At 74.7% G+C, this 12,505-nt stretch carries 10 protein-coding genes; 4 read left to right on the forward strand and 6 right to left on the reverse strand.

The window, feature by feature from the left end:
- Positions 1 to 139: 139 nt before the first annotated feature.
- The 3 genes from MNY60_RS21900 to MNY60_RS21910 form a co-directional block, all read right to left on the reverse strand.
- Complete coding sequence (locus MNY60_RS21900; protein WP_242341596.1) at positions 140 to 1,198, reverse strand: NADH:flavin oxidoreductase/NADH oxidase; 1,059 nt, start codon at positions 1,196 to 1,198, stop codon at positions 140 to 142.
- 79 nt (positions 1,199 to 1,277) lie between these two features.
- Complete coding sequence (locus MNY60_RS21905) at positions 1,278 to 2,255, reverse strand: BON domain-containing protein (protein ID WP_242361873.1); 978 nt, start codon at positions 2,253 to 2,255, stop codon at positions 1,278 to 1,280.
- Positions 2,256 to 2,496: 241 nt separating this feature from the next.
- Complete coding sequence (locus MNY60_RS21910; protein WP_242341123.1) at positions 2,497 to 2,850, reverse strand: hypothetical protein; 354 nt, start codon at positions 2,848 to 2,850, stop codon at positions 2,497 to 2,499.
- A gap of 92 nt (positions 2,851 to 2,942) precedes the next feature.
- Between MNY60_RS21910 and MNY60_RS21915 the strand changes: the two genes are divergently transcribed.
- Positions 2,943 to 3,230, forward strand: coding sequence for a hypothetical protein (locus MNY60_RS21915; RefSeq protein WP_242341122.1), 288 nt, complete (start codon positions 2,943 to 2,945; stop codon positions 3,228 to 3,230).
- Positions 3,231 to 3,274: 44 nt separating this feature from the next.
- Here the strand turns inward: MNY60_RS21915 and MNY60_RS21920 are convergent, their stop codons facing one another.
- A complete protein-coding gene (locus tag MNY60_RS21920) occupies positions 3,275 to 5,362 on the reverse strand; it encodes a hypothetical protein (RefSeq protein ID WP_242341121.1) in 2,088 nt (695 codons plus the stop codon).
- A 115-nt stretch (positions 5,363 to 5,477) separates the two neighbouring features.
- Between MNY60_RS21920 and MNY60_RS21925 the strand changes: the two genes are divergently transcribed.
- Positions 5,478 to 6,932, forward strand: coding sequence for an MDR family MFS transporter (locus tag MNY60_RS21925; RefSeq protein ID WP_242341120.1), 1,455 nt, complete (start codon positions 5,478 to 5,480; stop codon positions 6,930 to 6,932).
- A gap of 14 nt (positions 6,933 to 6,946) precedes the next feature.
- Here MNY60_RS21925 and MNY60_RS21930 read toward each other — a convergent pair whose 3' ends face one another.
- A complete protein-coding gene (locus tag MNY60_RS21930) occupies positions 6,947 to 8,113 on the reverse strand; it encodes a cystathionine gamma-synthase (protein ID WP_242341119.1) in 1,167 nt (388 codons plus the stop codon).
- 43 nt (positions 8,114 to 8,156) lie between these two features.
- Entirely contained in the window at positions 8,157 to 9,536 is a 1,380-nt protein-coding gene (locus MNY60_RS21935; protein WP_242341118.1) for a pyridoxal-phosphate dependent enzyme, read from the reverse strand.
- Positions 9,537 to 9,656: 120 nt separating this feature from the next.
- Here MNY60_RS21935 and MNY60_RS21940 point away from each other — a divergent pair, with 120 nt between their 5' ends.
- The gene (locus MNY60_RS21940) at positions 9,657 to 10,697 is read left to right on the forward strand and encodes an aminoglycoside phosphotransferase family protein (RefSeq protein ID WP_242341117.1); all 1,041 of its coding nucleotides are present in this window, start codon (positions 9,657 to 9,659) and stop codon (positions 10,695 to 10,697) included.
- Between the two features lie 245 nt (positions 10,698 to 10,942).
- Positions 10,943 to 12,505: methyl-accepting chemotaxis protein (locus MNY60_RS21945; protein WP_242361876.1), on the forward strand; the 1,563-nt coding region annotated here is incomplete at its 3' end.

The following is a 12,505-nucleotide window of genomic DNA, read 5'->3' on the forward strand; positions in this document are numbered from 1 at the left end:
GGCGCGCTCGCGCTCGTCGGGGTGCACTGCGCCGCGCTCGGCGCGCCCGGCTGGTTCGCGCCGGCGACGTGGCCGGGCCGGCTCCCGCCGCTCACGCTCCTCGGGGCGCTCGCCGCCGCGGTGGGCCTCGCCGCGACGCTCAGCGCGCGCGGAGGTACTGCTTCGGCCAGGGCCCGTCCTGCCCGAGCGTCCCCGCCGCGCGCAGCGGGAAGTGCGGATCGCGAAGCAGCTCGCGGGCCATGAGCACGAGGTCCGCCTGCCCGGAGCGGATCACGTGGTCCGCCTGCTCGGGGGCGCTGATCATCCCGACGGCCCCCGTCGCGACGTGCGCCTCGCGGCGGATGCGCTCGGCGAAGCCGGTCTGGTAGCCCGGTCCGGCGGGCACCTTCGCGGTGGGGACGAGCCCGCCCGACGAGACGTCGACGAGCTCGACGCCGAGCGGGGCGAGGCCGCGGGCGAGCTCCACCGACTGCTCGACGTCCCAGCCGCCCTCTGCCCAGTCCGTCGCGGAGATCCGCAGGATCACCGGGAGCGGCTCGGGCCACTCCGCGCGCACCGCGGCCACCACCTCGCGCAGGAGCCGGGTCCGGTTCTCGAACGGCCCGCCGTAGGCGTCGGTGCGGCGGTTCGAGAGCGGCGAGAGGAACTGGTGGAGGAGGTAGCCGTGCGCCGCGTGGATCTCGACGGCCCGGAACCCCGCCGCCGCCGCGCGCCGCGCCGCGGCGGCGAACGCGTGGACCACGCCGCGGAGCTCGCCCGCGTCGAGCGCGTGCGGCGCCGCATCGCCGTCCCTGAACGGCAGCGCGCTCGGCGCCACCGGCTGCCACCCGCCGGCGCTCCGGCCGAGCTGCGCGCCTCCCTCCCACGGCGGCGCGGTCGAGGCCTTCCGGCCGGCGTGGGCGAGCTGCAGGCAGCTCGCGGCGCCCTGGCCCTCGATGAAGCGCACGATCCGCGCGAGGGGCTCCACCTGGGCGTCGTCCCAGAGCCCGAGATCGGCCGGGGAGATGCGGCCCCGGGCCTCCACCGCGGTCGCCTCGAACATGACGAGCCCCGCGCCGCCGGCGGCGCGCGCGCCCAGGTGGACGAGGTGCCAGTCGTTGGCGCGTCCGTCGACGGCCGAGTACTGGCACATCGGCGACACCGCGATCCGGTTCCGGAGGGTGAGGGAGCGGAGGGTGAGCGGGGAGAAGAGGTGCATCCCCCGATGAAGCCCCGGACCGGGCGCGCGCGCAAGCGCGCCTTCCGGGGTCACCGATCCGCCGCGGCCCGAGCTTCGCCTATCGCTCCTCGTCCTCGTGCGGCAGCGCCGCCCCGAGGTCCTCCTCGCGGACGTGGGCGTCCTTGGGCGGGGCGGAGAAGCCCTCGTGCGGCGCGACGTGCACGAGCTCGTGCTCCGCGACGTCCTCCGCCGCGCCTCCCTCACCGGACCTCCCCGCCTGCGCGTGCAGATCGGGCCTGTCGACGCGCCCGGGCCGGAGCGGGTCGGGCCGCGCCGACGCGAGGCCCGGCTCGAGCTCCGCGGGGCTCTTCACCTCGTGGACCTCCGGCGCGCGCCGCGACCGAGCCTGCGCGCCGGCGGGCGTGGTCCGGCCGCGCCCCGCGAGCGCCGCCTCCTCGCGCGCGTCGGCGCGCCGCGACTCGCCGGCGTCGCCGAGGACGCGCCCGAGCAGCGACGCGCCGACGAGCCCGGCGGGGATCCGGCCGAGCCCGCCGCGGAGCAGGGCGCGCCCGACGAGGAACGCGCCCGCGGCCCCCGCCGCGAGGCGGTAGGCGGGCGAGGAGATGGGCAGGATCGCGCCGCGGGCACGCCGGCGCGGGCCGAGGCCCTGGAGCGCCCGCACGTCCGCGGTCTCGTGGGACTTCATCCGGTCGTGCACCCGGCGGACCCCGCGCACCATGCGCACGCCGGCGAGGAGCGCCGCATGCTCGACGCTGAACACCGGCCCCTCGAGCACCACCTCGCCGTCGTTCGCGGTCACGCGGATCGCGTGCGCGTGGTCGGTGAGGTGTCCGAGCCGCGCGCGGACCCGCTCCGCCAGGACGTCGTCGTCGGGGAGCTCGTGCGCGAGGCGCGCCCGCGCTTCGTGCGCCGCGCCGGCCGCGCGATGGCCGAGGTCGCGCGCCCCGCTCTCGACGAAGTCCTCCGCGTCGTGGAGCGCGCGCCCCGCGCTGCGGGCGAGCACGCCACGCCTGCGGGGATCGGCCATCCACGCGAGGCCTGCGCCCGCCGCCACCACCCCGAGTCCGCCCATCATCCACGCGCCGCGTCCCCGCCTCCCGCCCATCGGTCCCTCCCGCGCGATCCGAACAGAGCCTAACCACGGGGCGTCGCGCGGCGCACCGGCGGCGCGGAGGTTCCGGCAGGAGGCGTCCCGCTGCGAAGGACGCTCGACCGCCGGCCCCGGCGCCGGGGTGTCCGGGAGCGGGCCCTTGCGTCGGAGCCGCCCGCCCGCTCGCCGGCCCGCGAAGGGAGCGCGAGCGCCACGCTCGACCTGCTCACTGCCCGATGTCGCCCGGGTCCTCCCCGTAGAGGAGCGGGTAGTCGGAGCGTTCGCCCAGGAGCTCGGGCGCCTCCTCGGGGGTCGGGTCGCGCACCGGCGGAGAGATCTCCGGAGCGGCACCGCGCCGGCCTGGCACCTGCTGCTCCGGCTCCGCCCTCGGTGGAGCGTTCACGTCGGCGCCCACCTCGCGGCCGGGCGTCCGCCCCTCCTGCTCCGGCCGCCCGGGAATCGTCACGTCCGCGGGGGCGTGCGCCCCGCCGGCCGGTACGCTCGCCCCGCCGGTCTCCCGACGCTGCGCCGCCCTCGCCGCCGCATCCGCCGCGCTGTCGGTCCATTCGTTGTTGGCCATGGGAGGACGATGCGCATCGGAGGCGCCCGCGGCGGGGCGTGCGCGTGGGGGCTCGAGCGTTATGGATCTCACTCGCGTCGAGGAGGCCTCACATGCTGCGCGCCACGCAGGCGGTCACGGAGATCCGGCACTGGGCCGAGGCGAGGCGCGGCCGGCCGTGCCGCGACGAGGCGAGCGGGCGGCTGTGGATCGCGCTGCCCGGAGAACCGTGCGACGCGCGCGACGTCGGCTGGGACGAGTTCGAGGTGACGTTCCGCGTGAACGGCCTCGTGTTCATGTACGACGACGCGCCCGGAGCGCGGCGCATGTTCATCGGCACGGCCGACGCGGCGCGCGCGTGGATGTGCGGAGGCGCCCGGGACGTCGCCGCGCGGGCCTGAACGATCCCGCGCCGGCCGGCTGCTGCCGCCGGCTCCGAGGGACCTCAGCTCCGCTCGAGCGCGCGCGCCGCGGCGCGGATGAGCGGCTGCGCCGAGACCGGCTCGCCCGTCGCGCCCTTCATCCAGAGGTCGGGCGCGAGGGTCCCCTGGATCGTGATGCGCTCGATCTCGTCGCCGAGCCGCTTGCCCGGCGGGAGCTTCTCGAGGTGCTCCTCGAGCTGCGCCGCGATGAGGTGGCCGATGGGGTAGTCGGGCAGGTAGAGCAGGTTCGAGACGAGGTGCGAGTAGATCGCCAGGATGAGCACGTCCCGCACGCCGAACACCGGCGCGTACCAGCGATTCCACACGTCTCGCGCGAGGCGCAGCGTCGCCTCGCGCAGCTCGGCCGGCGTCGCCTTCGGGTGGTCGTACATCCAGTGCCACATGCCGAGGTCGACGAGCGCCACCCCGGCGATCTCGTACGCGGCCCAGAGGTCGTTCAGCGCGAGGACCCGCTTCGCGTCGGCAGACGGCGGCGGGAGCCCCAGCACCTCGAGGTCGCGCGCCTGGAAGACGAACGCGATCGCCTCCGTGAAGGCGGTGTTGGGGACGCCGCGCAGGAGGGTGTGGTCGACGCCGTAGAGCGAGAACGTCTGCTCGACGTTGTGGCCGAGCTCGTGGATCGCGATGTTGAAGCCCTTGTAGTCCATGCCGTCCGCACCGACGCGCGTGCGCAGGTGGGCCTGGTCGCCGCGGCGGGCCGCCTCCATCGCGTGGCCGGAGCCGCGGGCGGGATCGACCGCGATGTGGGCCGAAAGGAAGCGGGACTTCTCCTCCGAGAAGCCGAGCTTCTGCAGCGTGACCGGCAGCTCCGTCGCGAACGCAAGCGCGGAGGGGTAGCGGCTCCGCGTCAGCCGGTCGAGGTCCGCCTCGGACCGCTCGATGCGCGGCTTGAACCCGGCGTACCAGACGTCGAACGGCTCGAGCTTGCGCCCGAGGCGCTGCTCCACGAGCCGCGCGATGCGCCCGATCTCGGGGGCGCCCAGCACCTCCTCCAGCATCGCGACGACCCGCGCCTCCGGGATCTCGCGCTCGAGCTCGAACTTCCGCGCGATGTAGGTGGGGGCGGAGGGCGAGTAGGGATCGGCCGCCTTCACCGCGCGGAAGTTCGCGAGGATCTTCGCGTAGCGGGTGTCCGGCTCGCGCGCCGCGGAGGCCTTCGCGGCCGCCGCGCGCGGGGCGGCGCCCGGCTCGACCGTCTCGGCGGGCGCGGGGCGCACCTCGTTCGTGAACGGGTTCCAGTCCACCGCGGGATCGTTCACGACCGCCGCGGGGATCGTCTGCGTGACGATCCGCTCCATCGCCTTCGCGATCACGCGCTGGCGCGCGAGGCCGTCCGGCTGCGCGTACTGCGCCTTGAGCTCGTCCCGCAGGTTCCAGTGGGACAGGAGCCGCTTCCCCTTGGGGAAGAGGCGCTGCCCGTCCTCGGCGAGCACGTGGTGCATGAAGAGGTTGTAGTCGGCGATGTAGAGGTCGGCGTCCGCCGAGGCGCGGGCGATGCCCTGGTTCACCGCCGCCGGCACGCGCCGCGCGAAGCGGTTCGCGAGCCGCGCCTCGGCCCAGGCGCGCCGCGACCAGCCCGCGCCGGCCGAGAGCCGCTCGTCGAGCGTGGTGAGCGGGAAGTTGAGGAGCGCCACGAACGCGACCTTGCCCTCGAAGAGGTCGTCGATCGCGTGGGCCGAGGCGTCGTAGGCGGCGAGGAGCGCGTCCACCGGCCGCATCGGCCCCTCGTCGAGCTGGGCGTAGCGCGACAGCTCGCGGGAGATCTCGAGGGCGTGCCCGTCGAGCGCCTCGAACGACGCCTCGAGGCGCGCAAACGTCGCGTCGAGCGCCTCGCCCGCGGGGAGGAAGTGCTCGGCGCAGAACGCCTCGAACGCCTTCGCGTCCCCGTCGGCGGGCCGCCAGAACGCGGCGGCCTGGGCGACGCCGCGCTCGGCCCGCGCGCGCTCGGCCTCGCCGTGCCTCGCCACGAGCGCCTTCACGGCGCGGGCCGCGGCGGGGCGGAGCGCCTGCGGCGGGGGAGGGATCGCGGGGCGGGAGGGCGGGAGGGCGAGGGCCATGAGCGTGAGCACGGTCGCGGCGGGGGAGACCATGCGCGGCAATGTAGCGCGGAACGTGCGCTGCGCCAGGGAAGGCGCAGCCCGCGGGGATGCGCGCGGTGGGGCCGGATTGACCTTCTCGCCAGGCGGCGCTAAGGGGTCCGCCTCCATGCGCGCGACGAGCCGTCCCCTCACCGTGGTCTCCGTGCTCCTCGGCACGTTCCTCGCCGCCATGGAGATGACGGTCGTCTCGACGGCGATGCCGACGGTGGTCGGCGAGCTCGGCGGGCTCGCCCTCTACGCCTGGGCCTTCGCCGCGTACATGCTCACCGCGACGGTCACGGTGCCCATCCACGGCAAGCTCGCGGACCTCCACGGCCGCAAGCCCGTACTCCTCGCGGGGATCGCGCTCTTCCTGCTCGGGTCGAGCGGGTGCGGCTTCGCCGGGAGCATGGGCGCGCTCATCGCGTGGCGCGCCATCCAGGGCCTCGGCGCGGGCGCGATCCAGCCGGTCTCGCTCACGATCATCGGCGACCTGTTCGAGCTCCGCGAGCGCGCGCGCATGCAGGGCATCTTCGGCGCGGTGTGGGGGATCGCGGGCCTCGTCGGGCCGGTGCTCGGCGGCGCCATCGTCCACACGCTCGGGTGGCGCTGGATCTTCTGGGTGAACCTGCCCTTCGGCCTCGCGAGCGCCGCGGTGCTGGCGGTCGCCTACCACGAGCGCCCCGAGCGCCACCCGCACCGGCTCGATCTCGGCGGCGCCGCGCTCCTCTCCGTGGCGGTCGTGGCGCTCCTCGCCGCGGCGCGCTCGAGCGCGGCGGGGCTCGCGGCGCTCCCCGTCGCGGCGGCCGCGCTCGCGGCGTTCCTCGTGGTGGAGCGGCGCGCGCCCGAGCCGCTCCTCCCGCTCGATCTCTTCGCGCAGCGGGTGATGGCGGTCTCGTCCGCGACCGGCGCGCTGCTCGGCGCGGCCATGCTCGCGATGGTCACCTACGTGCCGCTCTGGGTGCAGGCCATCCTGGGCGGCTCGCCCACCACCGCGGGCGCGGCCATCGCGCCGATGGCCGTCGGCTGGCCCCTCGCGAGCACGCTCGCGGGCCGGCTCCTGCCGCGCCTCGGGTACCGGCGGCTCCTGCTCGGCGGCCTGGCGACGAGCGCGGTCGCGGGTGCGGGGCTGGCGCTGCTCCTCAGGCCCGGGACGAGCGTGCTCGTGCCGCAGGTCCTCACCTTCGCGTACGGCGTCGGGCTCGGGCTCGCCAACACGCCGCTCATCCTCGCGGTGCAGACGAGCGTGGCCTGGAACCGGCGCGGCGTGGCCACCGCGAGCACCCTGTTCTTCCGGACGATCGGCGGCACGCTCTCGGTCGGCCTCCTCGGCGCCGTGCTCGCGGCGGCCCTCGGCCGCGCCGGCGCCGCGCCGGGCGTCGCCGAGAAGCTGCTCGGCGCCGAGCGCGCCTCGCTCGCGCCGGCGGAGATCGCCGCGGTGGGCGGCGCGCTGCAGGGGGCGATGGGCGTCGTGTTCTGGAGCGTCGCCGGCATCGCGGCGACGGCGCTCCTCGTCGCGACGCGCTTCCCGCGCCTCCCGGTGAGCAGCGCCGCGCCCGAGGCGGCGCGGGCGGAGGGCTGAGCCGGACGGCGGAGCTACGCCCGCTTCGCCGCCGCGAAGCCGCGCTCGAGGTCCGCGAGCAGGTCGTCCGCGCGCTCGATGCCGGCCGAGACGCGGATGAACCCGTCCGCGATGCCGAGCGCCTCGCGCGTCTCCTTCGGCACCGACGCGTGCGTCATGATGGCCGGGTGCTCGATGAGGCTCTCGACGCCGCCGAGCGACTCCGCGCACGCGAAGATGCGCACGTTCTGGAGGAAGGCGCGCGCCGCGTCGAGGCCGCCGCGGATGACGAACGTCAGCATGCCGCCGAACCCCGTCATCTGCCGGCGGGCGAGCGCGTGCTGCGAGTGCGAGGGGAGGCCGGGGTAGGTGACGCGCTCGACCTGGGGGTGGCTCTCGAGCCAGCGCGCGATCGCGAGCGCGTTCTCGGCGTGCCGGTCCATCCGGACGTGCAGGGTCTTGAGCCCGCGCAGCACGAGGAAGCTGTCCATGGGCGAGGGCACGCCGCCGACCGCGTTCTGCAGGAACTTGAGGCGCTCGTGGAGCTCCGGGTCGTTCGTGGCCGCGGCCCCGCCGATCACGTCGGAGTGGCCGTTCAGGTACTTCGTCGTCGAGTGCGCGACGAGGTCGATGCCGTGCGCGAGCGGCCGCTGGAAGTACGGGGTGGCGAAGGTGTTGTCGACCACCGTGCGCGCGCCGTGCGCGCGGGCGATGGCGGCCACCGCCGCGAGGTCCACGATCTTCAGCATCGGATTCGTGGGGCTCTCGATCCAGACGAGCTTCGTGCGCGGCGTGAGCGCGCGCTCGACGTTCCGCGCGTCGCTCATGTCGACGTACGTGAACGAGAGGCCGTGCCGGCGGTAGACCTTGTCGAAGATGCGGAAGGTGCCGCCGTACACGTCGTCGGAGGCGACGACGTGGTCGCCCGCGTCGAGGAGGTGGAGGATCGCGTCGGTGGCGGCGAGCCCGGAGGCGAACGCGAGCCCGTGGCGCGCGCCCTCGAGCGCGGCGAGGCAGTCCTGCAGCGCGTGCCGGGTCGGGTTCTGCGTGCGGGAGTACTCGAAGCCCTTGTGGACGCCCGGGCTCTCCTGCACGTACGTCGAGGTGAGGTAGACGGGCGTCATGATCGCGCCCGTCGTGGGGTCCGGGGACTGACCGGCGTGGATGGCGAGGGTCTCGAACGAGAGCTTCCGGTCGTCCATGTGCGTGTGCCTCCTGCGACGGCTCTCCGACGGTCGAGCGCGCCTACTTGAGCCGCTCGCCCAGGAACTCGATGAGGTCGATCTTCGTGACGATGCCCGTCACGCGGTCGCCCTCCTTCACCACCGCGACGTGGTCGTCGTTGAAGATGTCGCGCAGGCGCCCGACGGGCGTGTCGGCGCCGACGACGCCCTGCAGCGGCTGGACGAGCGGCTCGACCTGCTCGGTGAGCCGGTGCTTCCCCTCGATGAGGAAGTTGAGCAGGTCGTACTCGTGGATCATCCCGATGGCGCGGCCCGCGTCGTCGACCACGGGCATCTGGGAGATGTCGTGCTCCTTCATTGCCCGGACCACCACCTCGACCTTGTCGGTCTTGCGCGCGGTGATCACCTCGCCGCGCCGGCGCCCGAGCACGTCCTTCACGGTGGCGCTCGCGACCGGCTCCGCGCCGTCGAGGGCGAAGCCGTTGTCGCGCATCCACTCGTCCGAGTACATCTTCGAGATGTAGGCGCGGCCGCCGTCGGGGAGGGGCACGACGATGGTCTTCCCCTTGCCGAGCTCGCGGGCGAGCTGCACGGCCACGTGGACGGCGGCGCCCGAGGAGCCGCCGGCGAAGATGCCCTCCTCGCGGGCGAGGCGGCGACCCATCGTGAACGCCTGCTGGTCGTTCACCTGGCGCACGTCGTCGAGGACCGACAGGTCCATGGCCCCGCACATCATGTCCTCGCCGATCCCCTCCACCTTGTAGACGTGCGGCTGCGAGAGCTTCCCGGTCTTGAACATCGAGTGGTAGACGGAGCCGATCGGGTCCGCGCCGACGTTCAGGATCCTGGGGTTCTTCTCCTTGAAGTACTTCCCGCACCCGCTCATCGTCCCGCCGGTGCCGAGCCCCGCGACGAAGGCGTCGAGCTGCCCGCCCGTCTGCTCCCAGATCTCGGGCGCGGTGCTCCGGTAGTGCGCCTCGATGTTGTCCACGTTGTGGTACTGGTTCAGGTAGAAGCTGTTCGGCGTCTCCGCCGCGATGCGCTTCGCGACCGAGTAGTAGCTGTCCGGCGAGTCGGCGGGCACGTTCGTCGGCGTGATGACGACCTGGGCGCCGAACGCCTTCAGCGTGTCCTGCTTCTCCTTCGACATCTTGTCCGGCATCGTGAAGATGCAGCGGTAGCCCTTCACCGCCGCCGCGATGGCGACGCCGACGCCGGTGTTCCCGCTCGTGTTCTCGACGATGGTGCCGCCCTTGCGGAGGAGCCCCGCCTTCTCCGCCTTCTCGATGATGTGCACCGCCATCCGGTCCTTGATGGAGCCGCCCGGGTTCAGGTACTCGAGCTTCACGAGCACCGTCGCGTCCTCGGGACCGACGAGCTTGCGGAGCCGGACGAGCGGGGTGTGGCCGATCGCGGAGAGGACGTCTTCGTGGTAGGGCATGGGCGCTCCGTCCAGGCCGCCGCGGCAGATCGGCCGGTGACCGCGCGTTATAGGCAGGCGGTTCCAGCCCCGTCAACGCGACCCGCCGGCTCCGGACGACGGGCAGGAGAGACGACCCAGATGAACGATCCCCTGACGGAAGCGCGCCTCCGCGGCGCGATCGCGCGCGCGACCGGCCGCGCCACCGGCGACGTGCCGGTCCGGCGCCTCGCGGGCCATGCTTCGCTGCGGAGCTACTGGCGCGTCGGCGCGCCCCCCGCCTCCCACGTCGTGATGGTGCTCCCGCCCGACGCGAAGCCCGAGGAGGTGACGAAGGGCGGGGCGCCCGCCGAGAACCCGTTCGTCGACGTGCAGCGCTACCTCGCCTCCCTGGGCGTCCGGGTCCCGCGCATCCTCTCCTTCGACGAGGCGGAGGGGCTCATGGTCCTCGAGGACCTCGGCGACGACATGCTGGAGACGCGGCTGCTCGCCGGCGACCCGAAGGCGCCGCTCTACGAGCGCGCGGTCGACCAGCTCGCGCGGCTCCGCGCCGCCGCCGAGGCGCGCCCCGCGGGCTCGATCGCGTTCACGCGCAGCTTCGACTTCGACCTCTACCGCTGGGAGCTCGATCACTTCCGCGAGTGGCTGCTCGAGGCCTGGAAGGGCGCGACGCTCACGCCGGGCGAGCGCGAGGTGGTGGACCGCGACTTCGACCGGATCGCCCGCGCCCTCGACGCGGAGCCCAAGGGATTCACTCACCGAGACTACCAGTCGCGAAACCTCATGGTCCTGCCCGGCGGCGAGCAGGCGGTGATCGACTTCCAGGACGCGCTCCTCGGCCCGCGCCAGTACGATCTCGTCGCGCTCCTGCGCGACAGCTACGTCGAGCTCGAGGGCGCGTTCGTCGAGGCGATGCTCCGCCGCTACCTCGACCGCCTCGCCGCCGAGGGCGGGCCGCGCCTCGCGTACGAGCCCTTCCGCGAGGTGTTCGACCTCCTCACGGTGCAGCGCAAGCTCAAGGACGCGGGCCGCTTCGTCTTCATCGACCGCGTGAAGGGGAACCCCGGCTTCCTCGTCTCCATCCCCGCCTCGCTGCGCTACGTGCGCGACGCGCTCGCGCGGCGGCCCGACCTCGCCGAGCTCCGAGGGGTGCTCGCGCGGCACGTGCCCGAGCTCGCCTGACGCCGCCTTTTGCGCGAGCGGTCTCGCCGCTGCGCCCGTCGCTCGTAGGGCCCTGGGACGCTGCCTTGGCCCCGACCGGGGACCCAGGGTAGGTGTTCACCCGGACACCGCGGACCGGGGACGGCTGCGCCAACGTGGCGAAGTCACTGACGGATTCGGCGCGGCCGCTGCGGTCGAATGCCGCGTCGCGGCGGCACGTGCCCCGCAAAGGGGTCCCGCGCGGCACGCAGCCGCGGGAGGACCACGTGAAGAACCTCAGCATCGGGACGCGCCTCACCGTCGCATTCGGGATCCTGTGCGCGTTTCTCGTCGGCGTCGGGGGCCTCGGGCTCCGCGCCATGGCCGACATGCACCGGCTGAACGAGGAGATCGCGCGCGGAGTCTGGACGAAGGCGCAGCTCGCCCATGCCCTCGAGAAGGAGGCGCGCGCGATCTCCACGTTCGCCGACGAGATGCTGCTCGCCGACGACGCCGCCGGGGTCCGCACCGCGGTCGCCGGCCTCGACGAGGCGCGGCGCCGGGCCGAGGAGCTCCGCGGCCGGCTCGCGAAGCTCGCCGGCGAGGGCGACCTGCGCGCCCTCGGGGAGACGCAGCGCCTGCTCGGCGAGGTCGAGCTCCACCACGAGCGTGTCGAGCGGCTCCTCGAGTCGGGCGATCGTGCCGGGGCGGTCCGGGCCATGGAGACCGAGCTCGACCCGGGGCTCGAGCGGCTCGCGGAGACCTGCGGCGGGATCGTCGCGGGCGCGGAGGCCGGCATGGAGGCCGCCATGGTCCGCCAGGACGCGGCCTACGCCGACGCCCGCGCGCTGGCGCTCGCCCTCGTCGGGGCGGCGCTCGTGATCGCGGCGCTGTTCGCGGCCCTCGTGACCCGCTCGGTGACGGTGCCGCTCGCCGGCGCGGTCGAAGCGGCGCAGCGGATCGCGGGCGGCGACCTCACGCTGCGGCTCGCGGTGGACCGGCGGGACGAGGTCGGGCGGCTGCAGGCGGCCATGGCCGACATGACGGCGCGGCTCGCGCAGGTCATCGGCGAGGTCCGCGCCGGCGCCGAGGCGCTCTCGAGCGCGTCCGCCCAGGTCTCCGAGACCTCGCAGGCGCTCTCGCAGGGCACCGGCGAGCAGGCCGCGAGCGTGGAGGAGACGACGAGCTCGCTCGAGGAGATGAACGCGTCGATCTCGCGCAACGCCGAGAGCTCCCTGCACACCGAGACGACCGCGCGGGAGGGCGCGCAGAACGCGGAGGAGGGCGGCGCGGCGGTCCGCGAGACCGTGGTGGCCATGCGCGGCATCGCCGAGCGGGTCTCGATCGTCGAGGAGATCGCCTACCAGACCAACCTGCTCGCGCTGAACGCCGCGATCGAGGCGGCGCGCGCGGGCGATCACGGCAAGGGCTTCGCGGTGGTCGCGACCGAGGTGCGCAAGCTCGCGGAGCGGTCGCAGAAGGCGGCGAAGGAGATCGGCGCGATGGCGGGGTCGAGCGTCGGCGTCGCCGAGCGCTCCGGGGGGCTCATCTCCGCGCTCGTGCCGGCCATCCGGCGCACCGCCGAGCTCGTCCAGGAGGTCGCGGCCGCGTCGCAGGAGCAGTCGCAGGGCGTGGAGCAGGTCGCCCGCGCGATGGCGGTCGTCGATCAGGTCACGCAGCGGAACGCGTCCGCCGCGGAGGAGCTCAGCTCGACCGCGGAGGAGATGGCCTCCCAGGCCGAGGCGCTCCAGCAGCTCACCCGCTTCTTCCAGGTGCCCGGGCTCGCCTCGGCCCGGCCGGCAGCCGCCGCGCCGGGGGCGCCCGCGAGGCAGCAGGGCCTCGCGGCCGCG

Source organism: Anaeromyxobacter sp. SG17 (assembly GCF_022690695.1).
GTDB lineage: Bacteria > Myxococcota > Myxococcia > Myxococcales > Anaeromyxobacteraceae > Anaeromyxobacter > Anaeromyxobacter soli.

What these genes read in the sequence shown, in the direction of transcription:
- MNY60_RS21915 (WP_242341122.1), top strand. Translation starts at nt 2,943, where the DNA reads ATGCTGCGCGCCACGCAGGCGGTCACGGAGATCCGGCACTGGGCCGAG.
- MNY60_RS21940 (WP_242341117.1), top strand. Translation starts at nt 9,657, where the DNA reads ATGAACGATCCCCTGACGGAAGCGCGCCTCCGCGGCGCGATCGCGCGC.
- MNY60_RS21910 (WP_242341123.1), bottom strand. Translation starts at nt 2,850, where the DNA reads ATGGCCAACAACGAATGGACCGACAGCGCGGCGGATGCGGCGGCGAGG.
- MNY60_RS21935 (WP_242341118.1), bottom strand. Translation starts at nt 9,536, where the DNA reads ATGCCCTACCACGAAGACGTCCTCTCCGCGATCGGCCACACCCCGCTC.
- MNY60_RS21925 (WP_242341120.1), top strand. Translation starts at nt 5,478, where the DNA reads ATGCGCGCGACGAGCCGTCCCCTCACCGTGGTCTCCGTGCTCCTCGGC.
- MNY60_RS21920 (WP_242341121.1), bottom strand. Translation starts at nt 5,362, where the DNA reads ATGGTCTCCCCCGCCGCGACCGTGCTCACGCTCATGGCCCTCGCCCTC.
- MNY60_RS21905 (WP_242361873.1), bottom strand. Translation starts at nt 2,255, where the DNA reads ATGATGGGCGGACTCGGGGTGGTGGCGGCGGGCGCAGGCCTCGCGTGG.
- MNY60_RS21900 (WP_242341596.1), bottom strand. Translation starts at nt 1,198, where the DNA reads ATGCACCTCTTCTCCCCGCTCACCCTCCGCTCCCTCACCCTCCGGAAC.
- MNY60_RS21930 (WP_242341119.1), bottom strand. Translation starts at nt 8,113, where the DNA reads ATGGACGACCGGAAGCTCTCGTTCGAGACCCTCGCCATCCACGCCGGT.